Origin of the sequence: Fibrobacter sp. UWCM (genome assembly GCF_900129735.1) — a bacterium.
Lineage (GTDB): Bacteria > Fibrobacterota > Fibrobacteria > Fibrobacterales > Fibrobacteraceae > Fibrobacter.
Genome location: NZ_FQWR01000016.1, coordinates 78034 through 93711, shown reverse-complemented (window position 1 = coordinate 93711; position 15678 = coordinate 78034). Strand labels below are relative to the sequence as shown.

The 15678-nt window shown below is 52.5% G+C and carries 8 protein-coding genes and 1 pseudogene; 5 read left to right on the top strand and 4 right to left on the bottom strand.

Annotated elements, in window-relative coordinates:
* Positions 1 to 246 (top strand): annotated as a pseudogene (locus tag BUB22_RS11110) (hypothetical protein); the annotation flags it as partial.
* Between the two features lie 72 nt (positions 247 to 318).
* Here BUB22_RS11110 and BUB22_RS11105 read toward each other — a convergent pair.
* The 3 genes from BUB22_RS11105 to BUB22_RS11095 form a co-directional block, all read right to left on the bottom strand.
* Complete coding sequence (locus tag BUB22_RS11105; RefSeq protein WP_083535510.1) at positions 319 to 2094, bottom strand: pectate lyase family protein; 1776 nt, start codon at positions 2092 to 2094, stop codon at positions 319 to 321.
* Between the two features lie 244 nt (positions 2095 to 2338).
* A complete protein-coding gene (locus BUB22_RS11100) occupies positions 2339 to 3496 on the bottom strand; it encodes an FprA family A-type flavoprotein (RefSeq protein ID WP_073115185.1) in 1158 nt (385 codons plus the stop codon).
* A 108-nt stretch (positions 3497 to 3604) separates the two neighbouring features.
* Positions 3605 to 4306: an SIMPL domain-containing protein gene (locus BUB22_RS11095; protein WP_073115184.1), complete on the bottom strand. Its 702-nt coding sequence runs from the start codon at positions 4304 to 4306 to the stop codon at positions 3605 to 3607.
* A gap of 71 nt (positions 4307 to 4377) precedes the next feature.
* On the opposite strand from BUB22_RS11095, the gene BUB22_RS11090 reads away from it, so the two are divergent.
* The 3 genes from BUB22_RS11090 (at position 4378) to polA (ending at position 10240) form a co-directional block, all read left to right on the top strand.
* Positions 4378 to 5313 carry a TM2 domain-containing protein gene (locus tag BUB22_RS11090; RefSeq protein ID WP_073115183.1) on the top strand — a complete coding sequence of 312 codons (936 nt, stop codon included), beginning with the start codon at positions 4378 to 4380 and terminating at the stop codon, positions 5311 to 5313.
* 593 nt (positions 5314 to 5906) lie between these two features.
* Positions 5907 to 7313, top strand: a complete 1407-nt coding sequence (locus BUB22_RS11085) for an AAA family ATPase (RefSeq protein ID WP_073115182.1) — start codon at positions 5907 to 5909, stop codon at positions 7311 to 7313.
* Between the two features lie 26 nt (positions 7314 to 7339).
* Positions 7340 to 10240 carry a DNA polymerase I gene (gene polA / locus BUB22_RS11080; protein WP_073115181.1) on the top strand — a complete coding sequence of 967 codons (2901 nt, stop codon included), beginning with the start codon at positions 7340 to 7342 and terminating at the stop codon, positions 10238 to 10240.
* Here polA and BUB22_RS16920 read toward each other — a convergent pair.
* On the bottom strand, positions 10237 to 13335 hold the full coding sequence (locus tag BUB22_RS16920) for an FISUMP domain-containing protein (protein WP_073115180.1): 3099 nt from the start codon (positions 13333 to 13335) through the stop codon (positions 10237 to 10239). The two genes, polA and BUB22_RS16920, sit on opposite strands and share 4 nt — an antisense overlap.
* 193 nt (positions 13336 to 13528) lie before the next feature.
* On the opposite strand from BUB22_RS16920, the gene BUB22_RS11070 reads away from it, so the two are divergent.
* Positions 13529 to 15205 (top strand): glycoside hydrolase family 5 protein, encoded by a 1677-nt coding sequence (locus BUB22_RS11070; RefSeq protein WP_254794728.1) that lies wholly within the window; start codon positions 13529 to 13531, stop codon positions 15203 to 15205.
* Positions 15206 to 15678 lie beyond the last annotated feature (473 nt).

Below are 15678 nucleotides of genomic sequence, written 5' to 3'. Positions count from 1 at the left end.
GATTCCGTTAAATTGATTAACTTTGTAGAGGAACTTTTCAACTGCGAGGCGAAAAACATGACGGACTTGAAGGCTGAACACGAAATCGGTTTTTCCGAAGGGAAGACCGAAGGCGCCGCAGAAGAACGTGCAAAAGCCGAAAAGGAAAAACGCGAGATGGCAAAGGTCCTCAAAGAAAAGAATGTCGCCGTCTCGATTATCGCGGAATCGACTGGATTTTCTGAAAAAGAAATCCAGGCGCTGTAAGTTCCATAACCTTCATTAAAAAAGCGCCCGCTGTTACGCGGGCGCCGGTATTTTGGAGGAGAAATTTTTCGTTTAGCGGGCATTCACGCGCATGGTGCGCGGGCCGATTTTCAGTATAAACGTTCCCGTATGCGGGAGTAGCGCTGACTCAGCGGAAGTCGCTATGCGTTTGGTCAAGAGCAGGCGGCCCTGCATGTCGAAAATCGCCATCGTATTGCCCGCTGCATTCTGGACTTGCAACATGCGACCTGTGGTAGAGACCGTGAACTGCGGGGCAAAATCTGTTCCGCGAATTGCATCGGAAGCCTCGCTGCTGCTGGACACGTCTGTCTCGCTATCGCTCGACTGCGGTGTGACGCTACTGCTGGACTTTGCAGAGGAACTCGATGCAGGTGCCGTGCCGTTCCCCGTCACGGTAATGGTCCCGCTCTTTGAGGCATTCGTCGTAGCGCCCGTCGTGGTGACGGTGAACTTGTACGCACCCGGCGCAGCCGTCGCAGAGACTGTCCCCGAAATATAGAAGTCAGAACCCTTGAGCGTACCCGACACGCCATCCGGAAGGCCCGTCACCGTGGCACCCGTCGCACCCGCAATCGTGTAGTAGAATTCCGCAATCGATTCGCCTGCGGCAACCGTCTGCGTGGTGCTGCCCGAGCCATGCTTGGTGAGGCTAGCCTCGCCAGCGACAGGCGTCTGCGACGAGCTGGACTTGGCAGAAGAACTCGATGCAGGCACAACGCTGCTGCTGGACTTCACGGAAGAACTCGATGCCACGCTGGAGCTAGACTTTGCACTGCTCGAACTTGCTGGAGTCACCACAGACGATGCACCCGGATCCGGGAGAGTCGCACCTGCATACAACTTAATAGAATCGCGCAGGGCATAGGCCTTCGCCTGCGTGCTTACGTCGGTGAGGCTCATGGAATAGCTCGGCTTGAACGCTGTGCCCGTACCGGCCTGCGGTTTCTTCACGTTTTCTTCGTAATTTTCGATCATCTGCGCCGCCGTGATGGCACCGTCGCTCGTGTAGAGGTCAAGCGCCTTCTGCACGCCAATGAATACGTTCCTTTCGATGCGGATATCCGCCTCGATGGCCGCACGCACGCAGTAGCTCGCATCTTTGCTGTCGAAAAGGTTGTTCGCCACATGCACCTTGCCAAAGCGCACACGCGGCATGCGTTCCACCACGCCGTCCGCCCACCACGTATGGTGAATCGTCACGTTCAGGTGCCCGCGGTCGCTCGTCTTTGTCTTGCTGTTGCCAATCAGGTTGCTGAACTGGTGGCCGGTCGATGCCGAGGTATAGCTGAACTTGGTCCACGAAATCGTCACGTAGTCCGAGGCATTGGTAATGTCCAGGTTGCCGTCGTGACCGTCGTAAACATCCACATGGTCAATCCATACATTCTTGGATTCGTGATTCACCTGCAGGCAATCCTCGTCATCGTCGTCGTGCGCGCCGACGCCCTTGAATTTCAGGTTGCGGATGATGACGTTCTTCGAGCCGCTCAGCTTCATGGCGCTACCCGAGCTGGGCTGCGCGATGATGGCGCCCTGGTAACCGTAAATCGTCACGTTGCTGCCGACCTCGACGGGGCCCATGTACGTCCCCGGCTTCACGTAAATAATCTTGTTGCCCGCCTTGGCGTAGCTCTTAAGGTCACTCACGTTGTCCACCGTGACCTCGGAATATCCCTTGCCGCCCGTGGTGCCGCCATTCTGCGTGGCAAATCCCGCCATCGGGAAGTCCGGCGAAGTGACCGCGAACGCGGAAGTCGCCGTACCGACAACCGTCGCCCCGCACACAAGCAGCGCCGAGAGCGACATTTTCAACGAATTACAACCCATAACATCCATCCTTTTTTTGAGCCGCAGGCAACCCGCCCGTATTGTTCTCAAAATTTTTCTCAAAATTTATATTCAAAAAAGGAAAAAGTCAATAGGAAATTTTAACATTTTGCCGCTCTTTTGCCCGTAATTAGCCACAAAACAAACAAAAATGGCGAAATTCAAAGAAATTCGCCATTCTTAAAATGTTCTCAAAAATTTATTTTACAATTACAACAGGTCGGGCACCCGAGAAAACATGCGCCTACACAAGTTCTTGAACGAGTTTGTCCATCGCGGCTTCGGATTCGGCGCTGAGCGTGGACTTCACCGTCACTACCGTTTCAGCAAGCGTCACGTTCTTGAGCGTGGCGAGGATTTCGGTCATCTTCTTCGCGGCCATCGGGGCCCAGGTGCCGTTTTCGACAACGCCAACCTTGCGGTTACTGTAGTTCTTTGCCTTCAGGTGGTTCAGGAAATCTTCCATCACCGGGAAGAGGCCCGCGTCGTATGTGGGAGCGGCAACCACCATGCGGTCGTAGCGGAAGGCGTCTTCGATGACTTCGGCCATGTCGCTGCGAGCAAGGTCAGAAACTACCACCTTCTCGACACCGGCGGCCTTGAGCTTTTCGCCGAGCAATTCCGCGGCCTTCTTGGTTCCGCCGTAAATCGAGGCGAATGCCACGAGCACGCCCTTGTCTTCGGGAGCGTAGCTGCTCCAGGTGTTGTACTTGTCGATGTAGTAGCCGAGGTTTTCGGTGAGCACCGGGCCATGCAGCGGGCAGATTGTCTTGATGTCGAGCGTGGCGGCCTTCTTGAGAACCGCCTGCACCTGGTTGCCGTACTTGCCCACGATGTTGAAGTAGTAGCGGCGGGCTTCACACGCCCAGTCGTCCGGATCGGCATCGTACACGCCGAACTTGCCGAACGCATCGGCCGAGAACAAGACCTTTTCACTCTGCTCGTAGCTGAACAGCACTTCGGGCCAGTGCACCATCGGAGCTCCAATGAACTGGAGCGTATGCTTGCCGAGCGCAAGCGTATCGCCTTCCTTCACGGTCTGTTTCTTGACCGATTCAGGGAGCGCCATGAACTGCGGCAACAGTGCGAACGCCTTTGCAGACGCCACAAGCGTCGCTTCTGGGTACTTCGCGACAAAGTCCGCAATGCCGCCGGCATGATCCGGTTCCAGGTGGTGAATCACGAGGTAATCCGGCTTGCGACCCGCGAGAGCCGCATCCAGATTGGCAAGCCACTCGCCCACCTTGTGGGCATCGACCGTGTCGGTCACGGCAATCTTTTCGTCCACAATCACATACGAATTGTACGCCATGCCCTCGGGCACCACGTACTGGCCCTCGAACAAATCCAAATCGCGGTCATCGACACCGATGTACTTGATATTTTCGCTAAAGTTCTTCATATAGACTCCTATTTTTTTTGAAATTTAGAAAAAAACACCGACCGCCAATTTTGCCCTCACTTTTTTTCGCTATTTTGCTTGATAGAGGGTGCCGGGTGTCGTCTTTTCCTAATCTTCCAAGAAATACTGCACGTTCGTCACGACGCGGACTTTCTTGATGTACGGCGTATTTTCGTCGCGGTTTTCAATGGAGAACACGCCCTGCGTTGCAGTCTTGATTTTGCCGAGCTTGCTGTCGGAATCTTTCGCAAACTTTTCGGCGGCAGTGCGCGCGTTCTTTGTCGCCTCGTCAATCATGGCGGGCTTGATTTCGTTGAGGCCGTTAAAGCTATAAATGGTGCGGTACTGGTAATCGCTACCGCTAAAGGCAATTCCATGTTTCAGGAGTTCGCCCTGCTTTTCCATGGTCTTGCGGACAAGGGCCACATCGTTTGTCGCAACAGTTGCAACCACGGTTGCCACATAGCGGTAATTATGTTTACCGCCGCTATACAATTCGCCGTCGGCATCGACAATGGCCGGGGTCGAGTAAGTAATGTTTTCTTTTTTTACGCCGTTTTCAAGCAGGAACTTTTCAAGAATCTGCGTCTTGGACTGTAGCGTTGCAGAAAGTTCCGCAAGGTCGTTGCCCACTTCTTTGTAAACGATCGGCCAAATCACGAAATCAGCCGGTACTTCGCGTTCGGCAAGGCCGCGCACGAACACCACGCGGTCGCGTTCTTTGACGTCAATTTGCGCGCGATAGAAAAATGCACCCAGGCACAAAATGGCCACTGCCAGAATGACAGTCTCTTTAACTCTTGATTGCATATTCAACTCCTTTTTTCTTTAAGTCAATATACAAAATTTTATATATTACCAAAGTAAAAAAGGAAAACAAGATGATTTGTCCTAAATGCGGCAGAAAATACGAAGACGACATGCCCCAGTGCCTGTGGTGCGACGCCCCCAACCCCAAAAGAAACAAGGAAACGGAAGAAGTTTACGAAAGTTCGGAATTCTCCGAAACGGCAGAATCCGAAGATGACGGCAAGCCCCGCAAAGGAACGCTTATTTTCTGGATGAGCATCATTCTAGGAGAAGCGGGCGTACACTGCTTTATGAGCGGGAGATCCTTACGAGGATGGTTGTACTTCATTTTTGGCGGAGTTGCATTCAGCTTTTGGGTGGGAGCTTTAAGTCCCTTCGAAATATATTTCCCGGTCGCAGTACACTTCATCATGTACTTTACGTCCATTGCAGTCTCCGTACTCACCTATATTGACGCATGGAAAATCGCACACGGGAAATACACGAACACCAAAAAAGGCTTCAATTACACAGGAGCCAAGTGGATGACGGTCATCACCATTTTGAGCATCGTCTTCAGTGCGGCTTACACATCAATTAGCTTTGTCGGACATGCCAAATCCGGATTCCTGAACATTGAATCCTACAACAAGGACTTGAGAGAAAAAAGCATCAAGAAAACAAGCAAAAGTGATAGCGAAAGCATCGCCGCCGTCATCGAGACTTACATACTAAAGCAGGAACAATTCTTTAAATCGGAGAATAAACTCGGCCGCTTTAAAGAAATTGGCTTTGCAGATACGACGGCTTCCATGTATTTCCAGATACAGGACCTGGGCGCAGGTATCGGCGTCACATACAAAAGCATGTTTGGTTGTTCCACGAATTCAACGTGGCTTTACACGACTTCCATTCAAGACGGCAAGCTCACTTGGTACACCTCTGCTCCCCAAGACGAAAACTGCAAGGAAGCATTCCCAAAGCTTTACATCTTGACTCCGAATTCTGAATGTGTCAACCAGGAATAACGGGTTAAATTTCTACATTCAAAAGGTTTCGATGATGCACGGCTACTGGGGCGCAGTGCTCCGCATTTTGGCCCAGCACAAATCTATATTTCAGTAAAAATATTTATCCTAAATACGATAAACCTTGGCACAGGCTCCGATGTCTTCCTGACTTTACACGTTTCTCGGCTAATTTTTCACGCAACGGACTGATACTCCCATATTCCGGTCTGTATAATTGAGTGACGCATAGCTAAAAGTCAGGTCAAACATTGTCGCAGAATCGTCCCCGATTTCCGTTGAGCTCCACTTAACAAAAAAAAGACGAAAGCTTAATTTTTCGGCATACATACTTCTCAAATGGCGCAAGGTAAGGCTTGTGCCATTTTTATTGTAGTCGACCTACGGCAACTCTCCGCCATTTATCAATATACCTTTAGGCCCCACTTTCAGTTTCATTTTTAGCCAAAGACCCGATTTTGACGTGAAACAAGCGATTTTTAGTCTAAATCTATAATAATTTATAAGATTTAGACTAAAAATAACACACATTTAATCTAAAAGTCGAACATTTTTATATATTTAGACAAGAAATCTGAAAACAGGGGGTTTAAATGCACATTGTCGGCAGAAAAAAGGAAATCCTCAGGCTTGACCGGTTCGTCGAATCCAAGCGCTCCGATTTTGTCGTGGTCTATGGCCGCCGCCGCGTGGGCAAGACATACCTGATTCGGGAATACTTCGACAACACTTTCGACTTTCAGGTGACGGGCATTTGTGACGGCAGCAAGGAAATGCAGCTTGCCAACTTCGGCCTCGCCCTGCAAAAATACTTTGGCGAGTCGCGAGTTCCCAGGACCTGGCTTGACGCGTTTTCGCTTTTGCAAACGGGGCTGGAAAAAAAGAATACGGGTGAAAAGCTGGTCGTGTTCCTTGACGAAATGCCGTGGATGGATTCCCAGAAATCCGACTTTTTGAGAGCGTTCGAAGTCTTTTGGAACGGCTACGCCGCCTGGGACAACAACATTTTGCTGATTGTATGCGGTTCGGCAACCACATGGCTCACAGACAACATCTTGAACAATGTCGGCGGACTTTACAACCGCGCCACGGGTCGCATTTTTCTTGAGCCCTTCACTCTGGGGGAGACCGAAGAATTCCTGAACGACAAGGGTATCGTCTGGAGCCGTTACGACATCATCCAGCTCTATATGGTCATGGGAGGAATCCCCTTCTACCTGAGCCACTTGCAAAAGGAACTGTCCCTGGCGCAGAACATCGACGAACTGTTTTTCAAGCCGCACGGAAAGCTCTGGAACGAGTTCAACAACCTTTACGCAACTTTGTTCAAAAATGCGGACGCGCACGTCAAGGTCGTGGAGGCGCTTTCCCAAAAGAACAAGGGACTCACCAAGAAAGAAATTTCCGAAGCGACAAAGTTGCCCGAAAACGGAACGCTTACAAAGATTCTCGACAACCTCTCCAATTCAGGATTCATTCGCCCCTACAACTACTACGGCAACAAGAAGAAACAGATGACTTACCAGCTCGCCGACTACTACACCCTTTTCTACTTCCGGTTTTTGAAAGACCAAAACGGCAAGGACGAGAACTACTGGCAGAATACGCTGGACAATCCGGCGAAACGGGCGTGGTGCGGGTATTCCTTCGAGCAGGTCTGCAAGGACCATATCGACAAAATCAAGGACAAGCTCGGCATCGCGGGAGTCCTTACCGAAAGGTCATCGTGGTCCAGCAAGGGGAAACCCGGCGCGCAAATTGACCTGGTCATCGAACGCCGCGACAGGATTATCGACCTGTGCGAAATGAAGTTTTCGCAGTCCGAATTTGCGATTGACAAGGAATACGACCTGATTCTTCGAAATAAGGCGGAAACCTTCAGGACGGAGACCAAGACCAAGAAGGCCCTGCACCTGGTCTTTATCACCACCTACGGGCTAAAACGCAATATGTACAGCGGCATTGCCCAGGCCGAAGTCAAGGGCGACGACCTATTCTGAATCCTCCTTTTTTCTACATTCAAAACATGTCTGAAAAAACTCTACTTTTGCTTGACTCCTACGCGCTTGCGTTCCGCATGTTCTACGCCTACTCGCAAAACCCGCTGAAAAACAGCCAGGGCGAAGAGGTCTCGATGATGCACGGTTACTGGGGTGCGGTGCTCCGCATTTTGGCCCAGCACAAGCCGACGCATTTTGCGATTGCGCGCGACGTGGCGCACACCAAAACTTTCAGGCACGAACTTTACCCCGACTACAAGGCCAATCGCGGTCCCATGCCCGAAGAAATGGCGGCGCAGATGCCGCTATTGGGCGAAAGTCTGGAAGCGAGCGGAATCCCGCTACTTTCGGAGCCGGGCTACGAGGCGGACGACGTGATGGCAAGTACCGCCACGGCCGCCGTCGAAGCGGGCTTCGACCATGTGGTGATTTTAAGTAAAGACAAGGACATGTCGCAAATCGTAACCGACAAGATCCATCTTTTCCACCTGACAAAAGGTGCCGACGGCATTGACTTCGGTCCGGAACAGGTGCTCGAAAAATACGGGCTCCCACCGGAGAAAATCCGCGACTACCTGGCGCTCATGGGTGATGCGAGCGACAATGTTCCCGGCGTGCCGAAGGTGGGCCCGAAGACGGCCATCCAGTTGCTGAACGATTACGGCGACATGGACAACCTGTATGCGAATCTCGACAAGATTACCAAGAAGGGTTTGCACGACAATTTGGCGAACAACCGCGAAAAGGCATTCCTCAGCCGCGAACTGGTGACGCTCCAGACCAAGCGCGCCTTTAGCGGAAACTTGGACGCCCTCGAATACAACGGCCTGCACGTGGATACCTTGGCGCAGATGTTCAAGGACCACGAAATCAACAGTCTGCTGCGCCTGCTCGAGAAAGTCCCGAGTAAGGCGGGATTCGTGCGGGATGGAGAAGGTGCGGAAGGCCCTTCGGCTAATTCGACAGGCTCATCAACCGGCTCAGGGACCTTAAACGGGGATGCCGCGATTCAGGCAGCATTCCCGGTTGATGTTCCTCCCCCGTATATTTGCGTCGATACCGATGAAGTCTTCGAGCAGATGAAGGCGGAGTTTGCCGCATCGTCGCTCATTGGCGTGGACACCGAAACAGACGGCCTCGACCCGATGCAGTGCGGCCTCGTGGGAATGTGCCTCGCCTCCGCCGACAGCGATGGCAAGGTTGCGAAGGGCTACTACATTCCCCTTGCGCACACCGACGAAATCGGGTTCTCGCTCCCCGCGGGCAAGGGCGGCAACTTCGACTTCAACAAGGCGAAGGAGTGGTTCAAGGAATTTTTCGCAGACTGTGCACCGGTCGCGGGTAATAATGGCGCCGAGGGCGCGGCTTCAAAACGAGCCTTCGTATTCCATAACGCGAAATTCGACCTGCATGTTCTCGCACGCGCATTCAAGATTCCGCAAATCGTTATCGACAACGCAAACATCATCGACACGCTGATTGCTGCCTGGATGCTTTCGCCGGGGCAATCTGGCCTCGGGCTCGACAACCAGGTGATGCAGCGTCTGCAGCACGAGATGATTCCCATCGAGAACCTCATCGGGCGCGGCAAGAACCAGATTACGTTCAACCGCGCGCCAATCAAGGACGCCACCGAATACGGCGCCGAAGATGCAGTCTACACGCTCCGCCTTTGGAAGCCGCTCAAGCAGGAACTCGAAAAGCTCGACTACGTGAAGTACTTCTTCGCGCAGGAGATGCCCCTCCTGAAGGTATTGTACCAGATGGAATCCGTGGGGGTTGCAATTGATGTTCCGGCCCTCAAGACGCTGGAGCAGGAACTGGGCCGCCGCATCGAGAATCTGGAAAAGGAAATCTGCGATATGGCGGGAGTCGAGTTCAACATCGGAAGTCCAAAGCAGTTGGGCGATGTGCTTTTCGATACGCTCGGGCTCCCCGAAATCAAGAAGCGCAGTACCGACGCCGTCGTTCTCGAAGAACTCAGCTTCAAGGCGCCGCACCCGATTGTCTTTGCCGTCATCGAGTACCGCGAACTCAAGAAAATGCAGAGCACCTACATCTCGGTGCTCCCGACGCTCATCAATCCGGATACGCACCGCATCCACACGAGTTTTATCCAGTGGGGTACCGCAACGGGCCGCCTTTCGAGCCGCGATCCGAACCTGCAGAACATTCCCGTGCGTAGCGACTTGGGCAAGAAGATTCGCGCAGCATTCATCCCGCAGAGTAAGGATAACGTCATCCTTGCGGTGGACTACTCGCAGATTGAACTCAGAATGCTTGCGCACCTGAGTGGCGATGCCGCGCTCATCGAAAGTTACAAGGAAGGCATCGACATTCACGCCCGCACCGCCGCCGCGATTTACGGAGTCGACCTAGATGCCGTCACGAGCGACATGAGGCGCGATGCAAAAGTCGTGAATTTCGGCGTGCTCTACGGGATGACAGCATTTCGCCTCGCCCGCGATCTGAAAATCCCGATGTCGCAGGCAAGGGATTTTATCGACGGTTACTTCGGGATGTACCAGGGTGTACAGCAGTTTATTGAAGATACCAAGGCGGCCGCCCACCGCGACGGCTACGTAGAAACGCTTTCGGGCCGCCGCCGTTACATTGCAGGCATCGACTCTAGCGACCGCATGGAATCGCAGATGGCCGAGCGCATGGCCGTGAATACTCCCGTCCAAGGCTCCGCCGCCGACCTCATCAAGATTGCGATGATTCGCATCCAGAAGCGCATCAACGAAGAGAACCTGCCGCTCCGCATGATGTTGCAGGTGCACGACGAACTCGTGTTCGAATGCCCCCGCGACCAGGTGGAAGCGATGGCCCAGATGGTGAAATCCGAGATGGAAGGCGCCATGGAACTGAAGGTTCCGCTCGTGGCGAGCGTCGGCTTCGGCGAGAACTGGCTCGAAGCACATTAGTCCTTTATGCAACGGATGCTATACGCATCCGTTATCTTGCCTCCCGAAACGGAGCTCGTAACAAAGTTTACTTCCTCGCTGGACAAATAGAACGCTTCATACTCGTTCAGCGAGCAGTCCTGTGCATACCAGAACCATGCTTCCTGCGTAGCGCTTCCATACGAGTTCTCTCCATACATGATTCCGCCAGGGAGAGCCGTAAAGCCCAACACATCCGTTCCATTATTGACGTTGTCTGAATAATCTAACCAGCCATCCTTCGCCCGCAAACCACTCTGCGGGTCACCACCCATAAGCACTATAAAATTGTACAACTCAAACCAATCCGATATCGACGGCAAATGCCAACCCGCAGGGCATACCTGGCTGGACAATTCGCAGGAATAGAAAGAGCCGTAAGCGTCGCACTGTTCAGCCTCATTGCCGTAGCACCAGCGGTTCCCTTCCAGTTCGGGCTTTGCAACCGAATCCCTGTAGTCCAGGTTTTCAGCCATCCATGTCTGGCCCCAGATGTCAATTGTCTTGTACACCCTGCCGTCGCGCGTATCCATGAACGAGCCATATTCCCACGCGGTCGAATCTATTTTCCAGCCGTCTTCGCTGCACACGAAATGCGTATTGTTCACCGTAATTTTCTTACCATAGATATAACTGGTACAGCCTAAATTCAATCGCATTTCCCTTTCCGTGGGCAACCGGAATCCGCCATCTTCGCAAACATAAATGCGTCCTGTCGCATTATCGTGCTTATTATGGAAAGAACCGTCCCCATATAGCCCTGTCGCACTACACTCATCCCGGTCTTCGTAGGTATCATTGTATATCAGCGGAGCCGTTTCCCATTGCATGTGAACCGCACGCCACGACACGTAGCGACACACATAGTATTCACCTTCATACTTCACCTTGGACGTATCACCCTCTACCATGCACGGGGTGCCTCCCAAAGAATAGAGGATGCTATCCATCTTGGTTCCCTCGCGCCAATGGCCATCCTGGAACACACAGTAGCGGCCATTTGACGGGCATTTCACGACAGTGCCCTCGTCGTAATCGGTGCCCAACATTATCTGGTCCACAGTGGAATCCATTGTCCCCACCCAAGTGCCATTATCGCAAGTGTACCATACGGATTTAGACGACTTCGACAATTCCCCCTGTCGCGCCGCAGTACAGCCACCAAGTCCTAATTTGCAGTTGGAACTATCACGTTCGTACCAAGCACCATTATCGAAAACATAGCATATACGCGGGTCAGAGCCATCCCACAGTGTTTTGCCTTCCTCCGCGCCCGTCCACTTGAACTCGTTATATTCGTCATAGTTCATCATATGCCAGCCGTCTTCTTCGCAGACATAGTAGACCATGTTGTTATATCTCGCGACCCTGTGCAAATTTTCCTCATCGCACGCAGAAAGCGTTTCGTAATCCTGCACGCAACGGACCGGGAATCGTGAAGTCGAATCATGCAACTTCGACAACCCTGTTCCCGTATTTGAAAAAAAGATGTCATACGGGTATCTGCCTTGGGAATCCTTGTCATACGAACTCGTCCAATAACTCACGCCCAGCAGTCCGGCAGGCCTTGCCGCAAAACCGCGTTTATCCAGTTCAGATTGTGACGTGCTACCTATACTCCTGAACAAGTAATCCCACTCTTCCTTGCTCGGAAGGTGCCATCCGGCCGGACACGCGGTCTTCGCCTCGTTCCAACTATATGCAGTATCGCCATAATTCAGGTTTTCCGCCATCCAGTACTGGATATCAATTCTCACATAGCGGTAGATTCGGCCGTCACGGCTATCCACCAACTTATAGTACTGGGCATTTTCATCGCCATCGAAAAGTTTCCATTTAACACCATCGCAGAAATACGCATTGTTCGTATCAACAACGCCATGTATAATTCGTCCAAAGTAAGTGCACCTCTGGCCTCCTATATCCTTTTCGAAATCGCTCAGAGTGTCGACAAACGTAGTATCCGCGACACTGTTCGTGTCGGCAATCGAAGTTGTGTCATTGACAGCCGTGGTGTCGGCAACATCTGTCGTATCCCTAACCTGCGTCGAGTCCTTGACATCCGTGGTATCCTTACTGTCATCTCCCCTCCTTTCGGGGATCCACTTGCCGTTCTTGCATATAAAGTAAACACCCCTATTTGCACTGTAGGGATTGTCGTTCAGCCATGCGGCCCCATCCAACGTCGAGTCGCACGCATCGAACCCATAGATTTTCCACCAGAAGGATTCTATGTAAGAAACAACCTGCGTACGGAACGAATCGAACTTACCGTTCAAGCCCTGTTCCACCGCCCAGTCGGCCATATTCGCAGCGGTGCGCCCGTTTTTCCATAGGCCATCCTTTTCAAGGTCTTCTGCAAAATCCGTGATTCGCTCAGCAAGTTTCGAGTTTTCCTCGCCATCGTCATTCTTCGTTGCAAGGCCGAACGGGAGTCCGGATCCGCCATCCTTCTCCAGACCACCCAGCATAATCACACTTATCGCTAACAGTGCCGCATTTCCGTCGCCATTGCTATAGATATTCAGGTCTTCGGCCAGGGCAAAGTCGCCACTGATTCCAAAGGCCCTGAGCACCTCTCGCTCCGCCTGCATTTTCGCTTCCGCGACGGTCAAGCCCTCTTCCCTTACAAGATAGAGCACGCGCAAATATTCCAGGTGCGTAAGTAAGTTCACGTTCGCCGACTTGCGGGCAGTAAGGTCTACCAGCGCATTCAAGGTCACCGTCGCTTTTGTTTTTTCACCCGTGAGTTCATCGCGGTACGTACCCACGGCCGTAAGCAATGCATACGGGGATTCGAATTCGCTGAATTCCAGGGAGTAGGTCCCCTCGTCATTCAGAACCGTACCTTCGATCTTTTCGCCTACCGGCAAAAGTGTAACCGCGTCAAGTTCCTGTATCGAAATTTTTGAGCCCTTCGAGAACGGGCCCTTCTGCACAAAGCCCGAAAGCGTCCTTTTTTCGGTATACGGGGAATCCAGTTCTTTGTCGGTACCGCTATCACCGCACGCACCAAGCAAAGCAAACAGCGTCGCATATACAAGAGCAGCAAAAAATGTCCGACCAAAATGAATCATCCTAGCCCGCCTTTTTCGAGAAAAACACCCTATTGGAAATATAAAAACTCTTCTCGCAACAAAAAATTTACACTTTGTTGTAAATCGTTCAATAGTATTTTTGCCATGCCCCTTATTTCTCGCCCCCTTCCGCCACCCACAATATACATTTAAGGCGTGTAGTGGTATTAGGGTTACTTTCAGAGGAATCCAAATGAAGCAAATTCTCGCAAAAACAGCCATTTTCGCCATCGCGGGCGCAATCTCTGCAACGGCGGCGCTCCCCACCGCAAAGCAGGTCCAGGCCAACATGGGCATGGGGTTCAACATCGGCAACTCCATGGAAGTGCCGAACAACCCGACCGCATGGGGCAACCCCTTCCCCACGCAGGCCCTGCTCGATTCCGTGAAGGCGGCAGGCTTCAACACGGTGCGCATTCCCTGCGCATGGGATAGCCACACGAGCGGCGGCAAGGTCACCGAGACCTGGCTCGATTCCGTGAAGACAGTCGTCGACTATGCGATGCGCGCGGGCCTCTACACGATTTTGAACATCCACCACGAAGGTGAAGGCGGCTGGTTCCAGACAAACATCGGCACGAGCGTCAACTCGACTGTTGACAACAAGATGAAGACGTACTGGACGCAGATTGCGAACAAATTCAAGAACTACAACGAACGACTGATTTTTGCGGGCGCGAACGAGCCCGGCCCGAATGTGAACACCTGGACGGCCCAGCACGTAAGCACGCTGATGCACTACTACCAGACGTTTATTGACGCCGTGCGCGCCACGGGCGGGAACAACGCCACCCGCACGCTGATTATCCAGGGCCTCAACACCGACATCGACAAGTCTGTCGCGAACGCTCCCGTTAGCACGTTCCCTAAGGACAAAGTAACAGGCTACCTGATGTTCGAGGTGCACTACTACGACCCGTACCAGTACACGCTCATGACAAGCCAGCAGGACTGGGGCGCAAGCGAGCCCATTATGCCGCAGTACTACTACGGTAATTACCAGAAGGCAAGCGAACCCAAGCGCAACGCGGGCTACAACGCGTGGGCAGGTTCCATCGATTCCAAAATCGCAGGCATCGGCCACCCGCAGGAACAGTTCGCCAAGATGAAGACGAACTACGTGGACAAAGGTTACCCGGTCATTGTCGGCGAATTCGGCGCGAATGTGCGTTCACCGGAACTGAGCGGCAACGACCTGAACCTCCACAAGCAGGGCCGCGTACAGTGGCACAAGGACGTTGTGAGCGCGGCCAAGCAGTACGGGCTCACGCCAATCCTCTGGGACATGGGCAACGAGAGCAATTCCGGCTACGACAACATGGCCTACATCCGTCGCCAGAGCAGCCCTGTGGGCAAGGTGCTCGAAACCGACGTCATCAACGCGATGCGCAGCGTGTATAACCTCGGCAACTACGTGAACAACGGCGTGACGCACGTAGAAGACTTCATTACCGGCGGGAACGAGAATCCGGCAACGAGCAGCAGCACGATCGTTCCGCCGGCCTCAAGCAGTTCCGCAATCGCGCCGGCATCAAGTTCCGCAATCGCGCCTGTTTCCAGTTCAGCAATCGCGCCGGCATCGAGCAGTTCGGGAATCTCCCCCTGCGATGCCATGATTCCGGAATGCGGCTGGACGGGAATATCGCCCGACGTTCTCGCGGGCAGTCACGTTAACGCGAATCTCGTACGCGAGGGAAGCATGCTCCGCTCGAACGCCACCATCCGCCTGTTTGACCTGAACGGCAACATGGTGCGGGAGGCAAGCGCGAAAATCGCAAGCGGCCATAGCGAAATGGACCTGCGCGGGCTCCGTCAGGGCATGTACATTGCCCGCAGCGGCTCGCAGACCCTCCGCGTGCAGGTGAAATAACGCGAACTGATGCGCCAATAGCGTGCGAACAGATGCGCGGCCCCAAAAGCCGCATTACAAGCTTTAAAATAACACCCTTTACATACCACCATATAGCAAAACAACCCCACGGTATGTAAAGGGTTGTTTCTTTTTTTCCGGTTTACATACTTTTCCGGCTTTTTCAGGCATTTAGTATGTAAAATTCAAGAAAAAATGGTTTAAAAAGCAACTTTTTCAGGCAAAAATCAGCAAAAACACGCCTAGAAGTCGATTTTTCACACGATTTTCGGCCATTTTTACATACTAAAAGCGAGTTTTCATGCATTTGGTATGTAAAGATGCCTAAAAACAGCAGTAAGACCGGCAAAAACAACCCGAAATCGGCCCTGTTGTACCCCGTTGAGTATTCTACACCGCAAAAAACGCGCAGGAACACATTTTTCTTTATTTTCGGGGTCCCAGAATCTAATTTCATAGAAAACAGACAACCG

What these genes read in the sequence shown, in the direction of transcription:
- BUB22_RS11105 (WP_083535510.1), bottom strand. Translation starts at nt 2,094, where the DNA reads ATGGGTTGTAATTCGTTGAAAATGTCGCTCTCGGCGCTGCTTGTGTGC.
- BUB22_RS11100 (WP_073115185.1), bottom strand. Translation starts at nt 3,496, where the DNA reads ATGAAGAACTTTAGCGAAAATATCAAGTACATCGGTGTCGATGACCGC.
- BUB22_RS11095 (WP_073115184.1), bottom strand. Translation starts at nt 4,306, where the DNA reads ATGCAATCAAGAGTTAAAGAGACTGTCATTCTGGCAGTGGCCATTTTG.
- BUB22_RS11090 (WP_073115183.1), top strand. Translation starts at nt 4,378, where the DNA reads ATGATTTGTCCTAAATGCGGCAGAAAATACGAAGACGACATGCCCCAG.
- BUB22_RS11085 (WP_073115182.1), top strand. Translation starts at nt 5,907, where the DNA reads ATGCACATTGTCGGCAGAAAAAAGGAAATCCTCAGGCTTGACCGGTTC.
- polA (WP_073115181.1), top strand. Translation starts at nt 7,340, where the DNA reads ATGTCTGAAAAAACTCTACTTTTGCTTGACTCCTACGCGCTTGCGTTC.
- BUB22_RS16920 (WP_073115180.1), bottom strand. Translation starts at nt 13,335, where the DNA reads ATGATTCATTTTGGTCGGACATTTTTTGCTGCTCTTGTATATGCGACG.
- BUB22_RS11070 (WP_254794728.1), top strand. Translation starts at nt 13,529, where the DNA reads ATGAAGCAAATTCTCGCAAAAACAGCCATTTTCGCCATCGCGGGCGCA.